At 50.6% G+C, this 21,465-nt stretch carries 27 protein-coding genes; 21 read left to right on the top strand and 6 right to left on the bottom strand.

The features are described 5' to 3' along the window. Window positions 1-27 precede the first annotated feature (27 nt). Entirely contained in the window at window positions 28-609 is a 582-nt protein-coding gene (locus EVJ32_RS05395) for a CYTH domain-containing protein (RefSeq protein WP_201738389.1), read from the bottom strand. Window positions 610-717: 108 nt separating this feature from the next. On the opposite strand from EVJ32_RS05395, the gene yjbM reads away from it, so the two are divergent. From yjbM to EVJ32_RS05380, 3 genes are read left to right on the top strand one after another with little or no spacing between them, the layout of a single operon-like run. Further along, window positions 718-1,362, top strand: a complete 645-nt coding sequence (yjbM, locus tag EVJ32_RS05390; protein ID WP_131457277.1) for a GTP diphosphokinase — start codon at window positions 718-720, stop codon at window positions 1,360-1,362. Between the two features lie 12 nt (window positions 1,363-1,374). Further along, window positions 1,375-2,172, top strand: a complete 798-nt coding sequence (locus EVJ32_RS05385; protein WP_070327624.1) for an NAD kinase — start codon at window positions 1,375-1,377, stop codon at window positions 2,170-2,172. Between the two features lie 3 nt (window positions 2,173-2,175). Beyond that, on the top strand, window positions 2,176-3,045 hold the full coding sequence (locus EVJ32_RS05380; protein WP_131457275.1) for an RluA family pseudouridine synthase: 870 nt from the start codon (window positions 2,176-2,178) through the stop codon (window positions 3,043-3,045). A gap of 41 nt (window positions 3,046-3,086) precedes the next feature. On the opposite strand, the gene EVJ32_RS05375 is transcribed toward EVJ32_RS05380, so the two are convergent. Next, window positions 3,087-4,253 carry an FtsW/RodA/SpoVE family cell cycle protein gene (locus EVJ32_RS05375; RefSeq protein WP_070327622.1) on the bottom strand — a complete coding sequence of 389 codons (1,167 nt, stop codon included), beginning with the start codon at window positions 4,251-4,253 and terminating at the stop codon, window positions 3,087-3,089. 149 nt (window positions 4,254-4,402) lie between these two features. Between EVJ32_RS05375 and fabI the strand changes: the two genes are divergently transcribed. Together fabI and EVJ32_RS05365 are read left to right on the top strand one after the other, a co-directional pair. Beyond that, window positions 4,403-5,176 (top strand): enoyl-ACP reductase FabI, encoded by a 774-nt coding sequence (fabI, locus tag EVJ32_RS05370; protein ID WP_071399503.1) that lies wholly within the window; start codon window positions 4,403-4,405, stop codon window positions 5,174-5,176. A gap of 83 nt (window positions 5,177-5,259) precedes the next feature. Further along, window positions 5,260-5,448 carry a hypothetical protein gene (locus EVJ32_RS05365; protein ID WP_016510315.1) on the top strand — a complete coding sequence of 63 codons (189 nt, stop codon included), beginning with the start codon at window positions 5,260-5,262 and terminating at the stop codon, window positions 5,446-5,448. A gap of 2 nt (window positions 5,449-5,450) precedes the next feature. Here EVJ32_RS05365 and EVJ32_RS05360 read toward each other — a convergent pair whose 3' ends face one another. After that, on the bottom strand, window positions 5,451-5,960 hold the full coding sequence (locus tag EVJ32_RS05360; RefSeq protein ID WP_071399504.1) for a YjcG family protein: 510 nt from the start codon (window positions 5,958-5,960) through the stop codon (window positions 5,451-5,453). A 174-nt stretch (window positions 5,961-6,134) separates the two neighbouring features. On the opposite strand from EVJ32_RS05360, the gene EVJ32_RS05355 reads away from it, so the two are divergent. From EVJ32_RS05355 to EVJ32_RS05340, 4 genes are read left to right on the top strand one after another with little or no spacing between them, the layout of a single operon-like run. After that, window positions 6,135-6,680, top strand: a complete 546-nt coding sequence (locus EVJ32_RS05355; RefSeq protein WP_131457381.1) for a phosphatidylglycerophosphatase A family protein — start codon at window positions 6,135-6,137, stop codon at window positions 6,678-6,680. Then, window positions 6,680-7,264, top strand: a complete 585-nt coding sequence (locus tag EVJ32_RS05350) for a phosphatase PAP2 family protein (protein ID WP_131457273.1) — start codon at window positions 6,680-6,682, stop codon at window positions 7,262-7,264. The genes EVJ32_RS05355 and EVJ32_RS05350 overlap by 1 nt, the downstream gene beginning before the upstream one ends. Continuing rightward, a complete protein-coding gene (locus tag EVJ32_RS05345) occupies window positions 7,261-7,794 on the top strand; it encodes a hypothetical protein (RefSeq protein WP_131457271.1) in 534 nt (177 codons plus the stop codon). Before EVJ32_RS05350 ends, EVJ32_RS05345 begins: the two co-directional genes overlap by 4 nt. After that, entirely contained in the window at window positions 7,791-7,985 is a 195-nt protein-coding gene (locus EVJ32_RS05340) for a hypothetical protein (RefSeq protein ID WP_131457269.1), read from the top strand. Before EVJ32_RS05345 ends, EVJ32_RS05340 begins: the two co-directional genes overlap by 4 nt. A 13-nt stretch (window positions 7,986-7,998) precedes the next feature. On the opposite strand, the gene EVJ32_RS05335 is transcribed toward EVJ32_RS05340, so the two are convergent. Together EVJ32_RS05335 and EVJ32_RS05330 are read right to left on the bottom strand one after the other, a co-directional pair. Next, window positions 7,999-8,286 (bottom strand): hypothetical protein, encoded by a 288-nt coding sequence (locus EVJ32_RS05335; protein WP_070327615.1) that lies wholly within the window; start codon window positions 8,284-8,286, stop codon window positions 7,999-8,001. Window positions 8,287-8,558: 272 nt separating this feature from the next. Further along, window positions 8,559-9,290 (bottom strand): hypothetical protein, encoded by a 732-nt coding sequence (locus tag EVJ32_RS05330; protein WP_070327614.1) that lies wholly within the window; start codon window positions 9,288-9,290, stop codon window positions 8,559-8,561. Window positions 9,291-9,441: 151 nt separating this feature from the next. Here EVJ32_RS05330 and EVJ32_RS05325 point away from each other — a divergent pair, with 151 nt between their 5' ends. The 7 genes from EVJ32_RS05325 to nadE all read left to right on the top strand — a co-directional run bounded on the left by EVJ32_RS05325 (window position 9,442) and on the right by nadE (window position 15,017). After that, window positions 9,442-10,008, top strand: a complete 567-nt coding sequence (locus EVJ32_RS05325; protein WP_131457267.1) for a GNAT family N-acetyltransferase — start codon at window positions 9,442-9,444, stop codon at window positions 10,006-10,008. A gap of 2 nt (window positions 10,009-10,010) precedes the next feature. Further along, a complete protein-coding gene (locus tag EVJ32_RS05320) occupies window positions 10,011-11,282 on the top strand; it encodes an alpha/beta fold hydrolase (RefSeq protein ID WP_161568782.1) in 1,272 nt (423 codons plus the stop codon). A 67-nt stretch (window positions 11,283-11,349) separates the two neighbouring features. Next, entirely contained in the window at window positions 11,350-11,589 is a 240-nt protein-coding gene (locus tag EVJ32_RS05315) for a hypothetical protein (RefSeq protein ID WP_070327611.1), read from the top strand. Between the two features lie 70 nt (window positions 11,590-11,659). After that, entirely contained in the window at window positions 11,660-12,751 is a 1,092-nt protein-coding gene (locus EVJ32_RS05310; protein ID WP_201738308.1) for a virulence factor, read from the top strand. A gap of 240 nt (window positions 12,752-12,991) precedes the next feature. Continuing rightward, window positions 12,992-13,186, top strand: a complete 195-nt coding sequence (locus EVJ32_RS05305; RefSeq protein WP_131457261.1) for a hypothetical protein — start codon at window positions 12,992-12,994, stop codon at window positions 13,184-13,186. Between the two features lie 101 nt (window positions 13,187-13,287). Then, window positions 13,288-14,085, top strand: a complete 798-nt coding sequence (locus EVJ32_RS05300) for a BsuPI-related putative proteinase inhibitor (protein WP_236635960.1) — start codon at window positions 13,288-13,290, stop codon at window positions 14,083-14,085. Between the two features lie 116 nt (window positions 14,086-14,201). Then, on the top strand, window positions 14,202-15,017 hold the full coding sequence (gene nadE / locus EVJ32_RS05295; RefSeq protein WP_131457259.1) for an ammonia-dependent NAD(+) synthetase: 816 nt from the start codon (window positions 14,202-14,204) through the stop codon (window positions 15,015-15,017). Between the two features lie 460 nt (window positions 15,018-15,477). On the opposite strand, the gene EVJ32_RS05290 is transcribed toward nadE, so the two are convergent. Continuing rightward, window positions 15,478-15,867, bottom strand: coding sequence for a disulfide bond formation protein B (locus EVJ32_RS05290; RefSeq protein ID WP_131457257.1), 390 nt, complete (start codon window positions 15,865-15,867; stop codon window positions 15,478-15,480). Between the two features lie 110 nt (window positions 15,868-15,977). Between EVJ32_RS05290 and EVJ32_RS05285 the strand changes: the two genes are divergently transcribed. From EVJ32_RS05285 to EVJ32_RS05265, 5 genes are all read left to right on the top strand, one after another. Next, window positions 15,978-16,856, top strand: a complete 879-nt coding sequence (locus EVJ32_RS05285) for a transcriptional regulator CcpC (protein WP_070327606.1) — start codon at window positions 15,978-15,980, stop codon at window positions 16,854-16,856. Continuing rightward, complete coding sequence (locus EVJ32_RS05280; protein WP_070327605.1) at window positions 16,853-17,974, top strand: N-acetyldiaminopimelate deacetylase; 1,122 nt, start codon at window positions 16,853-16,855, stop codon at window positions 17,972-17,974. The genes EVJ32_RS05285 and EVJ32_RS05280 overlap by 4 nt, the downstream gene beginning before the upstream one ends. 267 nt (window positions 17,975-18,241) lie before the next feature. Continuing rightward, entirely contained in the window at window positions 18,242-19,630 is a 1,389-nt protein-coding gene (locus tag EVJ32_RS05275) for a cytochrome ubiquinol oxidase subunit I (protein ID WP_131457255.1), read from the top strand. Between the two features lie 14 nt (window positions 19,631-19,644). Continuing rightward, the gene (locus EVJ32_RS05270; protein ID WP_131457253.1) at window positions 19,645-20,676 is read left to right on the top strand and encodes a cytochrome d ubiquinol oxidase subunit II; all 1,032 of its coding nucleotides are present in this window, start codon (window positions 19,645-19,647) and stop codon (window positions 20,674-20,676) included. A gap of 108 nt (window positions 20,677-20,784) precedes the next feature. Next, window positions 20,785-21,447 (top strand): potassium channel family protein, encoded by a 663-nt coding sequence (locus EVJ32_RS05265; protein WP_131457251.1) that lies wholly within the window; start codon window positions 20,785-20,787, stop codon window positions 21,445-21,447. Window positions 21,448-21,465 lie beyond the last annotated feature (18 nt).

Here is a 21,465-nt window from a genome sequence, read left to right as displayed (position 1 = left end):
AAAAAAAAAGGTTGGCAACGTATCTGCTCAACCTTCACTCCGTCTCATCTTTTCTTCCATGAATCGGACGATTTTATTTTTGGCCGGACGTAACGGGATACTGTGGCTCGAGAGCAGCTGTTCAAACGCGATTCGGCCTGCCGTTTCGTCCGTCACTTCGAATTCTATTTCGTAATCACAAATCTCCAAATAATGACTTTCATCGAGCACGAGCAGACCGTCTGCCGTCTCGATTTCAGCACGCTTCGTCTCGAGCCGGCCCAAATGCTCGAGCGGTCCGGTCAAATTGAACGTGGCGAGGGCTTGTTTCATCTGTTCGTCGTGGACGATGCCGTACTTGAACAAATTTTCCGCCGCTTCTTCATTGATCGGTGCATGCGTCTCGAGCAGTCCGACATCGTGCGGTTGTTTGAGCGTCAAAACTTGACCGGTCTTCTTCTCACGGATGCGCAAGGCCGCGCCTTGGTTGCGCAGTTCAAACGTGGGTGTATCGAAATAATCGTTGGCTTGCCATTTGACTTGGTCGGATAACTGATACGATTCGAGCAACGTCTCATACTCATCTTTCGTCAGCATCGATTTAAACTCAATTTCCACTTCTTGGGTCATTCGTCATCGCTCCATTCTATGAACAATTGTTGGTTTATGATACCATACAATCGGATACATACGGAAAAATGCAAGGTTTTCCGAAACGAACGAAAGTGGTGACAGCATATGCAATCAGTGGACTGGGATCAATTTTTAGTGCCGTATCAAATTGCGGTCGATGAACTGAAAGTGAAGTTTAAAGCGATCCGTAAGCAATACAACTCGCAAAATGACCATTCTCCAATCGAGTTTGTTACCGGCAGGGTCAAGCCGGTCGGAAGCATCCTCGAGAAAGCGAAACGAAAACAGATCGCCTATGATCACTTGTCGACCGAGATGCAAGACATCGCCGGGCTTCGAATCATGTGTCAATTTGTGGATGATATCGTGCAGGTCCTCGAGCTGTTGCACCACCGGACCGACTTTAAAATCGTAGAGGAACGGAACTACATCACGAATCAAAAAAAATCGGGTTATCGATCGTATCACATCATCATCGAATACCCGGTCCAGACGATCCACGGGGAATTCCCGACGCTCGTCGAAGTCCAAGTCCGGACGCTCGCGATGAACTTTTGGGCGACAATCGAGCACTCGTTGAACTATAAATACGATGGCGACATGCCGCAAGAAGTCCAAGAACGGCTGCGCCGGGCCGCGGAGGCGGCGTTTTTGCTCGATGCTGAGATGAGTCAGCTCCGCGTCGAGATTCAAGATGCGCAGCAAGTGTTTCGTGATAAAGAAATGAACGTCCAAACGGACCAAGACTAGGGGGGTGAGTGTATGCAGTTTGCGATTGTGTCAAGGGGAGATGCGCGTTCCGCGGAAATCGCGCGTGAGTTGACAGACAAGTTGACCGAGGCGGGACATTCCGTCTCGGAACAACCTCGGATCGTCGTTTCGGTCGGTGGGGACGGGACGATGCTACAGGCGTTCCATGAATATGTCGACCGGCTAGACGACACGCTTCTCGTCGGCATCCATACGGGCCATCTCGGTTTTTACGCGGACTGGCAGCCGGACGAGCTCGATGAATTGACAGAGATGATCACGAGCGAATCGTTCGAACCGGTATCTTATCCGCTCGTCGAAGTGTTGATCGACTATGAGGACGGGACGACGGAGCGGCAGTTGGCGATGAACGAGTGTACGATTAAAAATTACAAGCGCACGCTCGTGTGTGACTTGTCGATCCGTGACGATTACTTTGAAACGTTCCGCGGAGACGGGCTTTGCATCTCGACACCGTCCGGCTCGACCGCCTATAATAAAGCGCTCGGCGGTGCGATCGTCCATCCATCGATCGAGGCGATCCAAGTGACCGAGATGGCGTCGATCAATAATCTCGTCTACCGGACGATCGGCTCACCACTGTTGTTGCCGAAGCACCACCAAGTCAAAATCAAACCGCACACGAAAACGGAGTTTGAGCTCGCGTTCGACCATCAGGAAGCACTGTCGTGGTCGAACGTCCAGTCGATCCGTTGCGCGGTCGCGAGAGAAAAAGTGACGTTCGCCCGGTTCCGCCCGTTCCCATTTTGGCGTCGGGTGCGCGAATCGTTCATCGAGGAAGGGAAGTAACATATGTACGGTTTTACATTACGTCGTGTCGCGGAGACGAACGTCCCGCTGCGCGATTTTTTGATGGGGGATTGTGGCATCTCACGCAAGATGTTGACGCAAGTCAAACACGGTGGCCTCATCTTAGTGAACGGGGAGCCGCGGACTGTTCGCTTTGATGTGTCGAGCGGCGATGAAGTGACGGTTCATTTTCCGCTTGAGCAGCCAGCGGAAACGATGGTCCGTTCGCGGCGTCCGCTCACGGTCATCTACGAGGACGACTATTTGCTCGCCGTCGATAAGCCGGCAGGCATCGCGACGATCCCGTCTCGGCTTCATCCTGACGACACGCTTGCGAACGCTGTGCTCGGTTACTATGAACGAATTGGATTGCACTCGGCGATTCATGTGATCAATCGGCTCGACCGGGATACGTCTGGTGTCGTCTTGTTCGCTAAATATGCGTACGTGCACCATCGCTTCAGCGAACTTCAAAAGCGAGGTGGTTTGTCCCGGACGTATATCGCCCTCGTCGAAGGATTGGTCGAACGACAGACGATTGATGCGCCGATCGGTCGGGCCGAACACTCGATCATGGAACGCGTCGTCACAGACGACGGGCAACGAGCCGTCACACACGTCCGTCACGTCGAGTCGCAAGGTGACTATGCGGCGTTGACGATTCAACTCGAGACCGGACGGACCCATCAGATACGCGTCCACATGCGCCACATCGGTCATCCGTTACTCGGGGATACCATGTATGGCGGACGTCCCGTGCTCGCCCGTCACGCGCTTCACAGCTCGTCTGCCGCGTTCGATCATCCGTTGACAGGGAAGAGTATTGTAATCGAAGCGGCTTACCCCGACGACTTTCAACTTGAACACGAGTGAACAAAACATAGCCCCGCGCTCAAATGAGTGCGGGGCTGTTTTCAATCGTCGTCAAACATATACGTTTTTGATTTTGAGGCGACGTTCATGACGAGCCCGATGGCAATCATGTTCATGATGATCCCGGTACCCCCGTAACTGATGAACGGCAAGGTTAGGCCGGTGATCGGGAGGACACCGATTGTCATTCCGATATTTTGGAAGATCTGGAACGTGAACATGGCGATGACGGCGGTCACGATGTAACTTCCGAACGGACTGCTCGCTTCGAGCGCGATATGAATCATCCGGTACAAGAACAAGAAGAAGACGATAATCACGATTGCTGCACCGATAAAACCATAATGCTCAGCGATGACGGCGAAAATAAAATCGGTCTGCGACTCTGGTAGATAGACTAAACCTTGACCATAGCCAGTTCCGAACATTTGACCAGAACCGATGGCTTGAAGCGATTTGATCAACTGGAACGCTAAATCGTCAGAGTACTCATATGGGTAAATCCATGCTTGGAAACGATTCAAGGCGTGGCCCGGAACGAAGCTTTGAAGCACCTCGAAATGCGAGAAAAACAAGTACATGAACCCACCGATCGTCACGGCGGCAGCGCTAAATAGGCCGAGCAACCACTTCCAACCGATCCCTGACACGATGATGATGGCACCGAGCATCGTGATTAAAACAAGCCCGGTCCCTAAGTCTGGTTGCGTGACAATCAGCCCAAGAGGTGGGATGGCGAGTAATACTAGTTTCATTAACAGCCACGCATCCTGTTGAGACGAACCGTAACGTTTATTGTGGTCGTAGACGATTGTGGCCATGGAAATAAGTAAAAACAACTTCATGAATTCAGCTGGTTGAAAACTAAAACCAGGCACATTGTACCATCCATACGCCCCATTAATATTTGGAACGAGTGTGGTATCCCGGAGCGGAATTAAGCCAACTAAAAGCAATAAACCAAAGGAATAGAGATACCAATGAATTTTTCGCAACTGCTCGTATTCGATTGTCATGATGGCAAACATGGCAACGAATCCGATGATGTAACGGATTCCTTGATCGAAGGCGAAGTTAATATGTTGTAAACGAGTTGGCAACATCGGTTGTGCCGTGTAGATGGCACCAAGGCTGATGACCATCAAGAAAAAGACGATTGTCAGAAGTGTCGTGTCTAAACTTTTTAAATAAGATTGAATGTGGTTCATGATGAAGTCGTCTCACCCTTTCTATACGTAGTTTATCTTACCGTAACTATAAAAAATCGCAATACGTTACGAGGCGGTTGACAAAACAGACACCATTCTGTAATCTGATAACAGATGTTATAACCAGGTACTAAAAAGGGGAGTTCACAATGTCAATTTATCCAACGTTAACGAACAAGACGTACGTCGTCATGGGGATTGCCAATAAACGCTCGATCGCTTGGGCGATCGCGAAAACGCTCGACGCGGCAGGAGCGAAGCTCGTGCTCACTTATGCGTCTGAACGTTTCAAGTCAGGTCTCGAATCACTCGCTGCTGAATTGAGCCAAGAAGCACTGTTGCTTGAGTGTGATGTCACGAACGATGAAGCGATCGACACGACGTTCCGTTCGATCCATGAGCAAGTCGGTCTGATTCAGGGGATTGCGCATTCAATCGCTTTCGCGGATAAAGAAGCGTTGCGCGGTGAATTCTCGGAGATGACGCGCGGTCAGTTCGCACAAGCGCTCGATATTTCGGCGTACAGTTTGACGGCGGTCGTCAAGGCGGCAAAACCTTACTTCGCAGAGAACGCTTCGGTCATCACGCTCACGTATCTCGGAGGGGAACGGGTCGTACCGAACTATAACTTGATGGGTGTCGCTAAGGCCGCGCTCGATTCGAGCGTCAAATATTTGGCGAACGAATACGGCCCGCAAGGCGTGCAAGTCAACGCGATTTCGGCTGGACCGATTCGGACGTTGTCGGCGAAAGGTGTCGGCGACTTTAACAGCATCTTGTCTGAACTCGAGCAAAAGGCACCACTGCGCCGGAACGTCTCGGCCGAAGAAGTGGCCTCGACCGGTCTGTTCTTGTTATCGGGTATGGGGAGTGGCATCACGGGAGAAGTCATCCACGTCGACAGCGGCTACCATATTTTATAAGTTTGGGAAAGGGCGCGTAAATGCGCTCTTTTTGTATTATAGCGTAACCGTTTGGGGTAAGGACTTGTGAGGGAGGGAAGATCATGGGTCCTTATCAGATTGATTTTACGGTCGTCCAATATGGGAATCGCCAGGTCCAACCGACAGAACGGGCGAACATCGAACCGGTCACTCGCATCCAGCGGGTCCAACGGATTATTCCGCGTCAAGAAGAATGGTTAGAAGCTGAACAAGAAAAAAGCCCCGGTCGTTTCGTCGACCGGAGCGTATAATATTAACCTCGGAACCGGAACGTCTCATAGACGTTCCATGTTTCGTTTTCGAGCTCATACATGACGGCCATACGGTTGATTGTCTCTTCAAAATGGACTTGTTCCATCCGCATCCGTTCGAGCACATCGAACAGCTCGGCGTCGGTCAAATCTTGTCCGATCGTGATATGCGGGAGGAACTCGTACTTCGGAGGCTGATCGAGTGCACCTTCGTGTAAGCGAGTTTGTAGCGCTTCGAGTTCGCGCGTCGGTAACACTTTTAAGTAAAGGACGTTGTTCGTCGGCGCGAACGAGCGGGCACCGTCGATCTTCAACTGAATCGGCTTCGTCGTTTCAGCGATTTGTTGTAAATACTCGAGCACTTTTGGTAACTCGGCTTCGTCGACTTCGGTACGTTCTTTGATCGTCACGTGTGGCGAAATCAAAGCGTACTTCGTATCGTAACGTTTTCGATACGAGTTGGCGAAGTCTTGAACTTGTTTTGATGGAAATAAGACTACCCCAATCTTCATTCCAGTTCCCCCTTTATGAATGGTCTACTAGTTTATGATGACCGATTTATCGAATGAAGTCAAAGTGGGCTTAGTGTTTTTTTTCAAGTTTTCAGTATAATAGAGAATGAGTACTTCGAGACATGCTTTTCTCGAGATGAAGGGATGTGACGCGGGTAATTGCCCGCAACAATTATGAAACAAGTACCACACTCACGAGACGTAACAGAGGCTGCACGGGCCCGTTTGATTGAACGGGGCGTATCGATCGAATCGATCGCAGAGATCGTTTACCAAATGCAGGCGCCCTATTCACCACACTTATCATTAAAAGACTGCATCGAGTCGGTTGAGGCCGTCCTTGAGAAACGCGAACTCCAACACGCGATTCTCGTCGGTTCAGAGCTCGATATGTTAGCCGAAAAAGGGCAGTTGTCAGAACCGCTCCTTTCAATCGTCGCTTCAGATGAAGGTTTATTCGGCGTCGATGAGACGATCGCGATCGGGGCCGTCAACACGTACGGATCGATTGCCGTCACGACGTTCGGTTACTTAGATAAAGCGAAGATCGGGATCATCAAGCAGCTCGATACGAAGATGGACGACGGTCAAGTTCATACGTTCATGGACGACCTTGTCGGTGCGATCGCGGCTAACGCATCGGGCCGTCTCGCGCACCGGTTGCGCGACATGAACGATTTCGGTGAAGACGAGATGCGTGGACGCAAAGGATTATATTGATGCATCGCGCAAAAGCAATGACAATCGCCGGGACGCTTGGCTTCGCCATCGTCTCGGTGATTGTCATTTTAGGTGGGGCGGTTTCGCTCGACGGGTTCGTCTATCGGACTGTCGCGCCGTTGTCTGGCCCGCTGTTTGTCTATGTGACGGAACTCGGCAGCGTGAAGGTGTTGATCGCCCTTGCCTTTGTCGGCATGCTTTATTGGTTATGGCGCGGGGACAAACTTGAAGCGTTCCGGTTACCGCTCGTCGTCATCGGGACGTTAGTTGTGACTCAACTATTGAAGCGAGTGTACGGGATCGACCGGCCGCTCATCGATGCCGCTCTCGATGCGACGACGTATAGTTTTCCGAGCGGGCACGCCTCGGGTTCGCTCGCCTTGTACGGTTTGCTCGCTTTTAGTTTATACCGGCGAAAGTACTCGCCCGTTTGGGTCGCGGTGCTCGTCGTGCTACTCGTAGCCGTCTCGTTCAGTCGGGTCATTTTAAACGTTCACTATTTCAGTGACGTCATGGGCGGATGGCTCGTCGCGTTCACGGTGATTGCCGGATCAGAATGGATTATAGGGAGGAAGAATCGTTGATACTCGTGTCTGAAGTTGAAAGTTGGTTGTTTATGGGAAGGGATCAAGCGGACGCGGCGAGTTCGCCGACGATATTGGTCGAAAAAGATGCGACTGGCGCGAAGTCATTTGCGTCGATGCGGACGTTGTTTCAATTGAAGAAATGGACGGGACAACGCCGTTTCGTTCCGCTCCTATCATGTGATGAAACGGGCTATCGCGCCTATGAGGTGTTTCATGTCGACGCGAAGCCACCGTTCGCGCTGCTCGAGCACGGACGTGTTCTGTTGAAAGATAATGAGATGGACGCGGCCTATGCAGCAGCTCTTGCGAACGAGGGAACAATGTCTGCGGATGAAGTGATCACGTTTGCTTCCGACTACATCGAAGCAGCACTCGGTGAACCGGTCGTGCTCGCAATCAATCGAGAGATTCCGTCGCATGCACACGTGCCGATGGAACTGTTCGTACCGGGCGACGCGATTCAAACGGGTGAGTACTTATTTGCCTGGGCGAACGAAGCACAGAAGGAAAGGAATGAAGCAAAATGAACGAGTGGGAACAAAAGGTCAAAGCGTTACTCGACGGCTCAATCGATGAGTTGCTCGTACCGAAAGACGACTTTTTGACAGTACGGTCACTGTTGATCGAGAAAGAGTGGTTGTTCCAAGTCGTGGGCGCCGCCAAACATGGGGGCGTCACCATCTATCGGAGAAATGAACAAAGCGCGCCCTCCTCATGAGGACGCGCTTTTATTAAGCGTTTGAAGCCAATTTGATTTTTTGTCGTTTTAATTTGTGGAGTAGCCATGCATATAGCACTTCACAAGAATGGTGAGGAAGGGTCAGTTCCACGAGTGGGCGCGACTGACCGAATATAGTGAAGCGCGAATGGTCCTCGTCGAGCATCGAGACTTGAATATCGGTCGCTTCTTGAAGCGAAATCCGCTGCTCGCCGGCAATTGCGTCTTTTAATTTCAGCATGTTTCCATTCGTCGCAAACTTGGTGAACGAAGAAATTCCCTGTACTTTCAGTTGTTCCATTTCGTAGATCTATCCATCGACAGATGAATAGATTTTCACCTCGCTTTCTCTATATTGCCTTCCGTCCCTCCAGAAGGTTATTCCTAGTATACCGTCCTGTCGTTAAAAGAAAAGACTTAATTTAACGAAAAATTAAGACAATTTGTTATCAATTTTTAAAAATAACGATAAAGTCGTTGGACAAAGCGATTTGGAACGAAATAAAGACGAGCGCAATAGCAAAAAAGAGCCTGAATTGTACAGGCTCTTTTGACTTTCATACACGTATGAACTTAAAATCGTTCGATTTCCCATGTTCGGCGGCGATAGGTCAATTGCCCTTTTAAGGCGATCGATTCTTTTTTGGCGTCAAAGTCTTCTTCAAGCACAGACATGTCCTCGTATCGTCCGGCGACGTAAAACGAGATGGCGACTTGTCGATTGAACAGACTGCGTTTCGTGTGGTCGAAATCGATAATCAGCCCTTGTGGGGATAAAGCCACGATTTCATCGATGACAGGCAGCGGGATCGGGACGAAGCTGATATTACGGATGTCACGATCGAGTTTACTTTGAAGCACGCTTTGCAGGAACTGATTGATCGTCGACCAGTCTTTTATGTAGAGGCTACTGTGACGATCGTTCGACTCGTTGAAATAAGCGATCTCATTTTGAATCGAGTTGAGGAACGGCGCTTTCAGCCCTCGTTCCATGTGGCTCAAAAACAATATTTCCGCAATCTCATGGTCTGATAATGACTCGAGTAAATTATAGTCGGGAAAATCGATGGCGGTGAAACTCGTCTGGTTATTCAAATATTTCGTCGAGAACGTTGAGAGTTCGTGTGCCTCGATATAGCGAAACCTCGTCCGGGATGATTGTCTCATCCCTTTAATGTCTGTTCGACAGATGATCATCGGTCGGGCGAGTGATAACGCTTCGACGACATCCGTCAGTGTCACCCCATGAAGGGTAAAACGTTGTAGTTCCCGGTCTTGTTTAATGTAGAACAACTGTTTTGACATATTAATCCCCTCAGTTCGAAGTCACTACAATTTGATTTTAGCAAATCCGTCCCGAGTGTGCCATGTTGGAGCGGTCGAGATGATTGAGATGATGGTTTTTGAGGAAAACTAGGTATAATTAGAGAAAAGGTAGAAGAAAGGCGGGTTCAGCATGTGGGGGTTGAAGAAGAGTTTTCCAGAGCTCGCTACAGATCGCTTTATCCTGAGAGAACTCGAGCCTAGGGACGCACGGGCACTCTACGTGATTCTCTCGACCGAGGAAGTCATGCGCTATTACGGATCGGATCCGTTGCTTGCCGTATATGAGGCGAAGAACGTCATCGCCTATTTTAAAGATCAATTCCAACAAGGGAAAGCGATTCGATGGGCGATTTGTGACCGTGTGACCGATGAACTCGTCGGGACGATCGGCTTTCATAACTGGACGCCTCAATACTTCAGGGCTGAAATCGGATTTGAAGTCGCGCCTAGTTATTGGCGCAGAGGTGTCGCCTTTGAAGCGGCGACAGCCGTCATCGGGTATGGGTTCGACGAGTTCAAGTTTCACCGGATCTCGGCGCTCGTCGCGCCAGAGAACGATGGGTCAAATCGGTTGGTGCGAAAGCTCGGCTTCACCGAGGAAGGCTTGCTACACGACTACGCTTACAGTCACGGCCGTTTTATGGACTTGACGATGTACCGTCTACTAAAAGACGAATGGTCACAGAGAGGGAGATGACGATGAGACAAGTTGTATTGCTTCACGGCCTATGTGGGTCACCGGATTATTTTGACGAGCTCGTCCCGATGCTTGAAGCGGATGTGTACGCGTTGACGCTTCCGGGACATGATGACACCGAATCGGGTCCCGAGACGATCGATCAATTCGCGGATTGGGTGATCAAAGAGATTCGTTTGCGCGAGCTCGATCGTCCGGTCGTACTGGGACATTCGTTCGGCGGATACATCACGACGAACCTTGTTCGACGCTATCCGGATGAATTATCGGGCTTCGGGTTGATTCATTCGACGGCCGGCGCGGATTCGGATCAAGCGAAGGCGAAACGAAACGCCGCGATTGAGAAAGTGATCGAAGAAGGTGTCCATCCGTTCATCGACGAGATGATCCCAGGCGTGTTCGCCCCGGATTCTGGTCAGACACTCATCGAACGTGCGAAACGAATCGGCTTCAAGATGTCGAAAGAAGGAATCATTTCAGCTCAAGAAGCGATTCGGGACCGGAATGACGAGACAGGAACGGTGCGCGAGACGAACCTGCCCGGATTGTTTATTTACGGCTCGAAAGACCCGAACATGGACGCGGAACGAGCTTTCATAGGGGCGGAGCGTCATACAAAACAGACGGTGCAAGCCAGTCATATGGGGATGATGGAGACGCCTGAAACCGAAGCGCAACTCATTAACGCTTGGCTCGACGCGGAAGTGCGCTCGGTGCATAAGTTCAAGCTGATCGCCGTATCAGGAAGTTTGCGTAAAGCATCGTTCAATACGGCGCTACTTCATTCGATCATCGAACTCGGTCGTGATCGGTTTGACGTGGAGGTCGCATCCATCGAATTGCCGCTCTATAATGACGACTTGATCGACCCGGATGAACCGGACGTCGTTGTCGCGTTCAAGCAAGTGGTTAGAGAAGCGGACGGTCTGCTCGTTGTTACCCCCGAATACAATCACAGCATACCCGGCGTCTTAAAGAATGCGATCGACTGGCTATCACTCGAACCGGGAACGCCGCTTCGTGATAAACCGGTCTTGATTGCCGGTGCCTCGCCAGGCATGCTCGGGACGGTAAGATGCCAAGTCCACCTCCGACAAGTATTTGCCACAAATCGGGCAAACGTTTTACCAGGAAACGAAATCTTTATCACGCATTGCAAAGAGAAGATTGGTGCTAAAGGACTTGAACATGAACCGTCAATCCAACAAATTGATAGAGTGTTATCTGAGTATTATAATTGGATTGATTTTTGGAAGCGTAACGCAAAAAAATAACTTGAAGTCACGACCTTTGTCTGATAGAAATGAATTGTGAAAACAAACACAAAGGGAGCGACAACACATGGAAACGTATATCGAACTGTACAACGGCGGCGAGTTAGGGGACCAGGCAGTCATCAATGACGGGATGACGTTCGGCCGGGTCACGATTGTGGAATTATTTTATCAGACGAACCACATCTTCGGTTACGTGAAAGCTGACGGGGAGAAACGCTTCTTCCTAGAACCGATTGCTGGAGATGACACGTTCGACGTCGAAGGAGAGCGCTATTCCCTCCAACAGTTCATCGCCCTATTTTGATGTTCACGACGCAAGCGACTCGCTTGCGTTTTTTTGTTGTTTTCGTCACGATTGGTGTGAGGTGATGAAGATGAAACTTGTGGCAATTGAACCAACGCCAAGTCCGAACAATTTAAAGATCATTGTCGAACCGGCTTTTTCTGGCCGCGGGATCACATATGACAAGGCGAGTCAAGACGTCCCGGAGACGATCCGAGACATCATCGCACTACGAGGCGTCAAATCGGTATACGCCGTCTCTGATTTTTTAGCGGTCGAACGGCATCCGAAACACGATTGGCACGACGTCATGAACGACATCCGTCGTGCGTTCGGCGAAGACGTCGCTGAAGGAGAAGCGAGCCAGTTGACGGCAGACTATGAGCCGGTCCACGTATCAGTCCAGTTCGTATTAGACGTCCCGATGCAGTTGAAACTCGTCAAAGGTGACGAGGAGAAACGGGTCGGTTTGTCTAAACGTTTTGTCGACGCAGCGATGCAAGTGCAGCAGCAAGTGAAAAATGTCATTCAAGATCGCCGCTGGGTCGAACAAGCGCCTCGCTACGGAGAGCTTGAAGACGTGAGCGGCGTCGCCCAAGAAGAACTTGAAGCGGCCTATCCAGAAGATCGCGTTGCTCGGATTGTCGCCCGTGCTTTCGGGCGCGAAGCGGATTACGAGGCCAACGTGTCGCAACTCCAGTCGGAAGACTGGAAAGCACGGATGGCATTCTTGGATGAACTGCAAATCGAACCGGAGAACATGAATTACTTCCGCCGGGCACTCGAGGACAAGGTGATGGCGATCCGTCGTCAAGCAGTCGTCATGATTGGTATGTTTGAAGAAAATCGGGAGGATTACGTCACCTATATCGAGCAGGCACTCGTCGATCCGTCACCGATTGTGAGACGGACCGCGGGGGACACCGTCTCTGATTGGGCGTTGTCAAAATCTCAGCCATCGATGATCGAGGCGCTCAAAGATAAAAGTAAGCTTGTCCGCTGGCGGGCCGCCCGTTTCCTATTTGACTGTGGGGACGAGCAATCGGTGCCGGCACTTACAATCGCCGAACAAGACCGTGAATTCGAAGTCGCCCTTCAGGCAAGGCTCGCCAAAGAGCGAATTACGAGCGGAGAAACGGCACTCGGAACGGTATGGCAACAAATCTCGAACCGTTCGAAATAAACCATTCGACAAGCCAAGTTTGTTCAAATTTACAGTTATAGGAAGTGAGAGGAGTTCGCTTGGCGAATTGCCTCTCTTTTTCGTTTGTCCTTACATAATTCAACCAATCGGTTAACAATCGGTGCCAGTTATTCGACAGACATGTCGAGCTCGGGGCGGGACTGTCGAACGAAAAGACGTTTTTATTTGAATAACGTTGGTACACTGAATGTATCTTATATGGACAAAGGAGCCACACTCATGATTCTTTTTGCAGAAACAACTGAACTCGTAGCTTACAAAGAAGTGGTCGATGGCACGATCACCGTCACTTTTGAGACGATTCATAGTGAGACGTTCTCAATCTCTGCACAAGTTCGTTCTGACATCGACGTCGCTGACTCGTTGTTCGTGACCGGTTGGCAGCAATACGTGGAAAACCTACAAGTTTCTTAAAAAAGGTAAATAATATAGGGAAATCCATTACAAACGTCTGCACGAACGTATACACTAGTGCTATAGACGTTTTTTTTATTTTGTTGAGGAGAGTGGAATACGTGAAAAAAACTTGGTTGCTAGTCGTGGTCGCTACGATGATGCTCGTGGTGGCGGCGTGTGGTAAAGAAGAAGCAACTCCGAGCGATGTGGACGGGAACTCGTCGGCAGCTCCAGCTTTATTGACGCTTGAGACGGACGCGAGCTACAATGCCGATTTAAAACAATTATCGGCGACGGTTTCGATGACGAACCCGAATGAAGGACCGGTCAAGGTGACCTTCAATTCATCGCAACGTTTTCAGTTGACGGTCATGAACGGAGAAACGACCGTTTTTGATTATGGCAGCGAATATATGTTCACTGAATCAATTATCGAAGAGACGTGGGAACCGGGTGAGACGAAAGTGTTTGACGAAGTGTTCCCGCTCACACTCGAGAGCGGAGAGTATACGGTTGATTTCGTCAGCCTCGCTCAAGTCGAAGGTGCACCAGAGATGGCGGCCACCGATCAAAAGACGTTATCAGTTGAAGCGGTAGAGGCGCCGCCTGCGGAAGAGCCTTCTGAAGAACCAACGGATGAGTCGAGCGAGCAACCGGCCCAGACGGACGGTGCGTTCAGCGATGTCTCGATTAAGAGAAACGGGAATTTGATTGAAGTGGCTGGGTACACGAACGTCGAGGAGTTCGAATGGAGTGTCTCGGACGGGCACAACGTGTTTGCGCAAGGGGCGTCGCAACCGACGGCCGGCGGCTTCACGTTCGGCGTGTTATTAGACGAGGAACCGACATCAGGGCAGTCGCTCTTCCTAGAGATGACACCGATCGGCGGAGACGTCGCATCGTTCCGCATTCAATAAGCGTTAGACGGAAACTCACGTTTCCGTCTTTTTTTTGGTAATCAAACGTATTGACGACAAAACCAGATTGTCAGACAATAAGGCAAACCGACTTACAAACAAGGAGGAAACGAAAGATGCAACAACACATCATCGAATCGACTCATGTGAAATCGCACATCGATCCAGTTCAAGAAGTCCGCCGACGAATCGACTTTTTAAAAACGTACGTCAAACGTGTGGGGGCGAAAGGACTCGTCCTCGGCATTTCAGGTGGACAAGACTCGACACTCGCGGGCAAGTTATGCCAACATGCGATGGAAGAGTTGCGGGCTGAGACCGGCGGCGACTATACGTTTTATGCGGTCCGCCTCCCATACGGCGAACAACATGATGAAGACGACGCCAAGCGGTCACTCGATTTCATCCGGCCTGACAAGACGTTCACCGTCAACATCAAGCCGGCCGTCGATGCTTCGGTCGAGGCGTTCAAACAAGCGACGACGCTCGAACTCGGCGATTTCCATAAAGGAAACACGAAAGCGCGTGAACGGATGAAAGTCCAATATGACATCGCAGCGACGTTCGGGGCGCTTGTCGTCGGGACTGATCATGCGGCAGAGTATGTAACTGGATTTTATACGAAGCACGGGGACGGGGCAGCCGATTTGACGCCGCTTACGGGACTGAGCAAGCGACAAGGGAAAGCGTTGCTCCATGAGCTCGAAGCGCACGAGAGTCTGATTTATAAAGTGCCGACGGCTGACCTCGAGGACGACAAACCGGGTCTTCCCGATGAAGTCGCACTGGGGATGACGTATGACCAACTCGACGATTATTTAGAAGGGAAAGCCGTCGACCCGGCTATCGCCGAGCGGATCGAGACGATCTTTAAACGGTCGCGCCATAAGCACCATATGCCGGCGTCGCTCTATGACGAGTGGTGGCAATGAGCTAATTGAACTACCCCCACCTACGCTTTGCTTAGAGGTGAAGGATTCCTGAGTTATCCGACCTATCAGCCGGAACCTAATCAGGCTAACCCCGTCGTCCCGACGATTGAAAGTTGATCTTGTCCGTTTCTTTAGTGCGGATGCCTACTTTGCTTGGTTTTCGCTACTTCGGTCATCCGCTAGGTGAACGTTGAAGATTTTACGTGACAGACGAACTTCCTGCCACAACCCTATATCTTCAGTTTTCAAGGAACGTGACACTTATTTTTTTACCTGATTTCAGGAAGTTCAAACACGATGTCGAACCATTGATGTATCGAAAGACACGCCTGGTTCGAAGGCGATTCATCTCCCACTTTCACTAGGGCTTCGCCCGCGTCGTTTAGAAGTGGGAGTATTCTCGCCTAATTTTGATAAAGAGGAGACACGGTCGTATTTCGACCGTGTCTCCTCTTTCCATTCAACGAGCAGTACGTTTTGGAACGAATTGAATGACTAAAATCAGCGTGAACGCGATGAAGCTCAAGAGCGGGATCGTGACGAACCCGAAGTAGTTCACCCAACGGATGAGACAGTCGTTGCTGCAAAACGCATCCCCGTTCGGAATCCGTTCGAGCACGACGTGGTATAGGCTGATCAGCCAGCCGGCACCGGCCATCAGTCCGATGAAGAGACGGTTGAGCTCACGGTTCGTCAACATGATGGTCAAGTAATAAATCGCGAGCGGGTACATGAATATGCGCTGAAACCAGCACAGCTTGCAGGGCAGATAAAGCATGACTTCGGAGAAGTACAAACTTCCGAGCGTCGCGACGGTCGCGACAATAAAGGCAAAATGATGACGTTGCATACGATTTCCTCCTGACGACTCAAAAATTGCGAATGAACATGATATGATACAGGTTAGCAACAATGAATTTAGTATACAGTCTTAGAAACGATATAGAAACAGGTGACGTCATGCAAGTATCAGAAGTGGAAGTGTTGATCGTCCTCGCCGAAGAGTTGAATATGAGAAAAGCCGCCGAGCGGTTGTTCGTCTCCCAACCGGCTTTAAGCCAACGCCTCGTCACGATCGAGCATCAGTGGGGCAAGAAGATTTTCGTCCGCTCGACGCGAGGCCTCGCCCTCACCCCGGACGGTGAGAAAATCATCGACTTCGCGAAAAAGATGTATAGCGAAGAGCAAGAACTTCGGGGAGAGTTGACGGCCAAGCAAGGCGAAGTGTATGGGACGCTCAAAATCGCGGTCGCCTCGATCATGGGACAGTATTGGTTGCCCCGCGTCTTGAAACGATTCATGGAACGGTATCCGTCCGTCCGGGTCAAGCTCGTGACAGGATGGTCGAGCGAGATGATGCGCTATATGCTCGAAGAGAGTTTCCATATCGGGATCATTCGCGGTAATCCGGACTGGCGCGGAGAAAAGATGAAACTGTTCTCAGATTCACTTCACCTCGTTGATATGCGGATGACCGATTTAAAGCAGTTGAAAAATAACGAGCGCTCGTTCATTCAGTTTAAAAGTGACTCGACCTATTATCAAGAAATCCTTGAATGGTGGCAAGAGCGGTTCTCGAGTCCTCCGCTCACAACGCTCGTCGTCGATCAAATCGAGACGTGCAAACAGATGGCGCTGCATGGGATTGGTTTTGCCATCTTGCCGGAGTCGACGATTCGCGATGTCGAGGCGATCAATAAGATCCCGCTCACGTCGTCGAACGGGACACCGCTCGTGCGTGACACGTGGATGTTGTCGACCGACTCGATGCTCGAGCTCGCGCAAGTGAAAGCGTTTTGGGAAATCGTTGAAGAAGTGACAAAGGAGAGTGTGGAATGAGTTGGGCCATAGAAGCTAGAAGACAGTTACATTTGATTCCAGAACCGGGTTACAAAGAGTTTAAAACACAAGCGACGCTTGAGGAGTTGATTCGTTCGTTTAACTCGTCACGGGTCCATATCTCGCATTGGCGCACCGGACTGTTCGTGCGTGTCGACGGTCTTGTCGGCGATAAGACGATCGGGTATCGGGCCGATATGGACGGATTGCCGATCACGGAAGAGACGGGACTTGAGTTCGCCTCGGTCCATGAAGGCATGATGCATGCCTGTGGCCATGATGTCCATATGGCAATCGCGCTCGGCTTGATCAAACGCGCAATCGAAGAGCCGCTCGATCATCATCTCGTCGTCTTCTTCCAACCGGCCGAAGAAGGGCCGGGCGGTGCGGAACCGATGGCGATGTCGGAGTTGTTCTATCATTTCCGTCCTGACGCGATGTTCGGTCTCCACGTGGCGCCGGAATACCCGGTCGGCACGATTGCCTCACGGCCGGGCGTCTTGTTCGCGAGTGCACGTGAGCTCCACCTCACGATTCACGGCAAGGGTGGTCACGGCGCTTTCCCGCATGCCGGGATTGACGCTGTCATCGTTCAGGCGGCACTGATCATGCAGCTGCAGACAATCATCTCTCGCAACATCGACCCGATGGGGAGCGCCGTGATCAGTATCGGTAAAGTCGCTGCCGGCACGAAAGAGAACATCATCGCCGAGACGGCCAAGCTCGATGGGACGATCCGGGCCCTGTCGGATAAAGAAATGGTCGTCCTTGAGCGCCGGATCCGTCAAGTCATCGCCGGTGTCGAGATGACGTATAACGTCCATATCGACCTCGAGTTCGGCAACCGGTACCATGAAGTAGTGAACGACGAACGGTATTTGTTCCAGTTCGAGGAAGCGGTCGAAGACGTCGGCTATTCGTATAAGACGTGCGTCCCGGCCATGACCGGTGAGGATTTCGGCTATATGTTGAAACAAGTGCCGGGGTTCATGGTGTGGCTTGGGGTGAACGACATGGGTTCAGGTCTTCATCAAGCGACGCTCAATCCGGATGAGCGGGCGATCGATGTCGCGGTCGAACTGTTCGACCATTTCTTTAGAACGGTCATTGTGAAGTGAACGAAGCGGACGCGTTGCGGTTCGCTTTTTTTATTGGAATGTGTTGAATTGTGCTTCCGATGTGAGGAAAAAGGGAAATTATTATGATTGTAAAGCGTCGATATTGTTAAGCTTGTTCAAATGTGAACATTTTGCGAACTCAAGCATTGAGACATTACAGCGCTATATAAAATCATTATGATAGGGTTATCCAAAGGAAATCATCTGTGATGTTTCGTTTCACGCATCGGTGTGAAGCGCTAGAGAGAGATAGGAGGTAATCAATAGATGTTTCAAGATCCGGTCCTGATGAGTCGGGCGTTAACGGCACTCACGTTAGGCTTTCATGTGATTTTTGCCACAATCGGCGTCGGGGTTCCACTTTTAATTTTATTGGCAGAGTTTTTAGGTATTAAAAAGAAAGATCCGAAATACATCTTGATGGCTCGTCGGTGGTCGCGGGGCTATGTCGTGACCGTCGCGGTCGGTGTCGTCACCGGTACAGCCATCGGGCTGCAGTTATCACTGCTTTGGCCAAACTTGATGCGCGTCGCCGGTCAGACGATCGCGCTGCCGTTGTTCATGGAAACGTTCGCGTTCTTCTTTGAAGCGATCTTCCTCGGCATTTATTTGTACACGTGGGATCGTTTTAAAAACCCATGGCACCATATGCTGATCGGGATTCCAGTCGCCGTTGGTGCACTGTTCTCAGGTTTCTTCATTACGACAGTCAACAGCTTTATGAACCAACCTGTCGGATTTGACATCGTCGATGGAAAACTTGCGAACGTGAGTCCGCTCGATGCGATGTTCAGCCCGGCGATGCCGACGAAGATGGCGCACGTATTAACGTCTGCCATTTTGACATCGGCGTTCATCTTAGCGGCGATTGCGGCCGTGCAGTTATTGCGCCAACGTCGTAACCAGCTCGACAAATTGTCAGTCGAGTATCACAAAAAAGGTCTTCGTTTAACGATGACCGTCGCGCTCATCTTTGCGATTGCGACTGCGCTCGTCGGGGACTTCTCAGGTAAGTACTTGGCGAAGTATCAGCCGGATAAGTTGGCGGCGGCAGAGTGGCATTTTGACACCTCCTCCGAAGCCGAACTCATCTTGGGCGGATGGCTCGAAGACGATGGTGAAGGTGGTTACGAAGTACGCGGGGCCATTAAAATCCCTTATGCGTTGTCAATCTTAGCGGGCGGTGTCCCAAACTATGAAGTGACGGGTCTTAATGAATTTGCGAAAGAGGACCAACCGCCACTGTTCATCCACTATCTGTTTGATGCAATGGTCGGAATCGGGATGCTTCTTGCGCTTATCTCATTCCTGTTCGTCCTCGGACGCTATATTAAGCGATTGCCTCAATTCAGCAAACCGATGCTGATCGCGATTGCGGCGGGAGGCCCTCTCGCCATGATGGCAATCGAGTTCGGGTGGTTCTTCGCCGAGTTTGGCCGTCAGCCATGGGCGCTCTATGATTTGATGCGCACGAGTGAGGCAGCGACAACGTCGGCTAACGTAGGTTGGATGCTCATCGCCTTCGCGATCCTATATGCGGTTCTTGGCGTGGTCACAGTGCTCGTCTTGACACGTCTGTTCAAGGACAACCCAGTCGGGAAAGAACTAAAACAATCGGAACATCGCGGCGAAGCGATGTTTGCGGATGAAGTGTGATCGGAGGATATGACATGCAAATTCAAGAATTAGGGATTGCCGTATTATGGACGTTTTTATACGGCTATCTCATCGTTGCATCGATTGATTTCGGTGCCGGCTTCTTCGCTTTCTATAGTAAGTACACGAAGCGAGACCAAAAAATCAATCGCCTGATTCAACGGTATTTGTCGCCGACATGGGAAGTGACGAACGTCTTCTTCGTCTTCTTCTTCGTCGGAATCGTCGGGTTCTTCCCGGATACGGCTTACTATTATGGAACGGCCTTGTTAGTACCGGCCTCTGTCGTGTTGATTTTGCTCGCGATTCGCGGAAGTTTTTATGCGTTCGCGAACTACGGTTCGAAAGAGAGTACGTTTTACGTGTTCTTGTATGGTGCGACAGGTCTATTGATTCCGGCAGCGATGTCGACCGTGCTCACGGTCAGTCAAGGCGGATTCATTAACGAGACAGAGTCGGGTGTGTTCTTTAACGGATTGAAGTTGTTCACAAACTTTTACTCGTGGACAGTCGTGATCCTCGCGATCGTGTCGGTGCTCTATATTAGTGCGATGTTCCTCTTGTTCTATGCGGACAAGGCACGTGATGTCGAAGCAGTCGGCCTCGTGCGTAAGTGGGCGCTCTTCTGGAGTGTTCCGACGATCCTCGCTTCGGGACTCGTCTTCTTCGGCTTAAAGTCGCAGGCGGCATGGCATTATGAAAACATTTTGGCGGGTAACTGGTGGTGGTTCGCCGCGAGTTTCGTCTTCTTCATCATTGCCGTATCGTTCGTCTACTTGAAACGCAACTACGGACTCGCTTTCTTAATGGTCATGGGTCAGTTCTTCATGGCGTGGTTCGGATATGGCTATACGCATTTGCCGTATATCCTCTATCCGTATATCGACATTAACGGAAGCGTCGTCAACGAGTCGATGGCGATCGCGCTCGTCATCGTGTTCATTCTAGGATTGCTCTTACTCGTACCGGCGTTGTATTTATTGCTTCGTCTGTTCTTGTTCGACAATGACTATGTGCGTGGAAAACGTTCAAGCGGTAAAGCATAAGACCGGGATTTCCCGGTCTTTTTTTGTATAGTTTTTTTAGGGCGAATCGGTTACACTGTACGAAGAATCGGGAACAGAACCAGCTGTAGGGAAAGGGATGTTTTGAATATGACAGGTGAATTTGCAGTCATCGGCTTAGGTCGGTTTGGTGGGTCGATCGTGCGGGAGCTGTCGTCGAACGGATATGACGTGCTCGCCATCGACGTGGATGAAGAACGCGTCAATGAGTTCATGGGTCTAGCCACGCACGCGGTCATCGCCGACACGACCGATGAGAACGTCTTAAAGAGTCTTGGGATTCGTAACTTCGAACATGTGATCGTGGCAATCGGAGAAAACATTCAAGCCTCGATTTTGACGACGTTGATTTTGAAAGAGCTCGGTGTCCAAATCATCACGGTGAAAGCGACGAACGACTACCACGAAAAAGTCCTACGTCGAATCGGTGCGGATAACATCGTCCACCCGGAACGCGATATGGGCGTCCGGATCGCCAACGGATTGATGAGCCAAAGTATTTTGGATTACCTTGAACTTTCAAATGAACATTCGATTGTCGAGATCAAGGCTTCTGAAAAACTATCGAATAAATCACTGATTGATTTGGACCTTCGTGCCAAATACGGAGTCAACATCGTCGCCATCCGTCGTGGTGACGACGTCTTGATTTCCCCTCAAGCCGACGAGATGATCCTGCCGGAAGATATTTTGATCATCATCGGAAAAGATACCGACCTCGACCGGCTCGAACGCTCGCTTCGGTCAAGATAAAAACGAGAGGCGCGCGCC

Source organism: Exiguobacterium sp. SH5S4 (assembly GCF_004337045.1).
Lineage (GTDB): Bacteria > Bacillota > Bacilli > Exiguobacteriales > Exiguobacteriaceae > Exiguobacterium > Exiguobacterium aurantiacum_A.
The sequence above is the reverse complement of the archived record's forward strand: the minus strand, read 5'-3'. Positions and strand labels throughout refer to the sequence as shown.

What these genes read in the sequence shown, in the direction of transcription:
- EVJ32_RS05380 (WP_131457275.1), top strand. Translation starts at nt 2,176, where the DNA reads ATGTACGGTTTTACATTACGTCGTGTCGCGGAGACGAACGTCCCGCTG.
- EVJ32_RS05270 (WP_131457253.1), top strand. Translation starts at nt 19,645, where the DNA reads ATGCAAATTCAAGAATTAGGGATTGCCGTATTATGGACGTTTTTATAC.
- EVJ32_RS05285 (WP_070327606.1), top strand. Translation starts at nt 15,978, where the DNA reads ATGCAAGTATCAGAAGTGGAAGTGTTGATCGTCCTCGCCGAAGAGTTG.
- EVJ32_RS05330 (WP_070327614.1), bottom strand. Translation starts at nt 9,290, where the DNA reads ATGTCAAAACAGTTGTTCTACATTAAACAAGACCGGGAACTACAACGT.
- EVJ32_RS05350 (WP_131457273.1), top strand. Translation starts at nt 6,680, where the DNA reads ATGCATCGCGCAAAAGCAATGACAATCGCCGGGACGCTTGGCTTCGCC.
- EVJ32_RS05335 (WP_070327615.1), bottom strand. Translation starts at nt 8,286, where the DNA reads ATGGAACAACTGAAAGTACAGGGAATTTCTTCGTTCACCAAGTTTGCG.
- EVJ32_RS05275 (WP_131457255.1), top strand. Translation starts at nt 18,242, where the DNA reads ATGTTTCAAGATCCGGTCCTGATGAGTCGGGCGTTAACGGCACTCACG.
- nadE (WP_131457259.1), top strand. Translation starts at nt 14,202, where the DNA reads ATGCAACAACACATCATCGAATCGACTCATGTGAAATCGCACATCGAT.
- EVJ32_RS05310 (WP_201738308.1), top strand. Translation starts at nt 11,660, where the DNA reads ATGAAACTTGTGGCAATTGAACCAACGCCAAGTCCGAACAATTTAAAG.
- EVJ32_RS05360 (WP_071399504.1), bottom strand. Translation starts at nt 5,960, where the DNA reads ATGAAGATTGGGGTAGTCTTATTTCCATCAAAACAAGTTCAAGACTTC.
- EVJ32_RS05340 (WP_131457269.1), top strand. Translation starts at nt 7,791, where the DNA reads ATGAACGAGTGGGAACAAAAGGTCAAAGCGTTACTCGACGGCTCAATC.
- EVJ32_RS05315 (WP_070327611.1), top strand. Translation starts at nt 11,350, where the DNA reads ATGGAAACGTATATCGAACTGTACAACGGCGGCGAGTTAGGGGACCAG.
- EVJ32_RS05290 (WP_131457257.1), bottom strand. Translation starts at nt 15,867, where the DNA reads ATGCAACGTCATCATTTTGCCTTTATTGTCGCGACCGTCGCGACGCTC.
- EVJ32_RS05320 (WP_161568782.1), top strand. Translation starts at nt 10,011, where the DNA reads ATGAGACAAGTTGTATTGCTTCACGGCCTATGTGGGTCACCGGATTAT.
- EVJ32_RS05385 (WP_070327624.1), top strand. Translation starts at nt 1,375, where the DNA reads ATGCAGTTTGCGATTGTGTCAAGGGGAGATGCGCGTTCCGCGGAAATC.
- EVJ32_RS05375 (WP_070327622.1), bottom strand. Translation starts at nt 4,253, where the DNA reads ATGAACCACATTCAATCTTATTTAAAAAGTTTAGACACGACACTTCTG.
- EVJ32_RS05305 (WP_131457261.1), top strand. Translation starts at nt 12,992, where the DNA reads ATGATTCTTTTTGCAGAAACAACTGAACTCGTAGCTTACAAAGAAGTG.
- yjbM (WP_131457277.1), top strand. Translation starts at nt 718, where the DNA reads ATGCAATCAGTGGACTGGGATCAATTTTTAGTGCCGTATCAAATTGCG.
- EVJ32_RS05280 (WP_070327605.1), top strand. Translation starts at nt 16,853, where the DNA reads ATGAGTTGGGCCATAGAAGCTAGAAGACAGTTACATTTGATTCCAGAA.
- EVJ32_RS05355 (WP_131457381.1), top strand. Translation starts at nt 6,135, where the DNA reads ATGAAACAAGTACCACACTCACGAGACGTAACAGAGGCTGCACGGGCC.
- fabI (WP_071399503.1), top strand. Translation starts at nt 4,403, where the DNA reads ATGTCAATTTATCCAACGTTAACGAACAAGACGTACGTCGTCATGGGG.
- EVJ32_RS05365 (WP_016510315.1), top strand. Translation starts at nt 5,260, where the DNA reads ATGGGTCCTTATCAGATTGATTTTACGGTCGTCCAATATGGGAATCGC.
- EVJ32_RS05265 (WP_131457251.1), top strand. Translation starts at nt 20,785, where the DNA reads ATGACAGGTGAATTTGCAGTCATCGGCTTAGGTCGGTTTGGTGGGTCG.
- EVJ32_RS05325 (WP_131457267.1), top strand. Translation starts at nt 9,442, where the DNA reads ATGTGGGGGTTGAAGAAGAGTTTTCCAGAGCTCGCTACAGATCGCTTT.
- EVJ32_RS05395 (WP_201738389.1), bottom strand. Translation starts at nt 609, where the DNA reads ATGACCCAAGAAGTGGAAATTGAGTTTAAATCGATGCTGACGAAAGAT.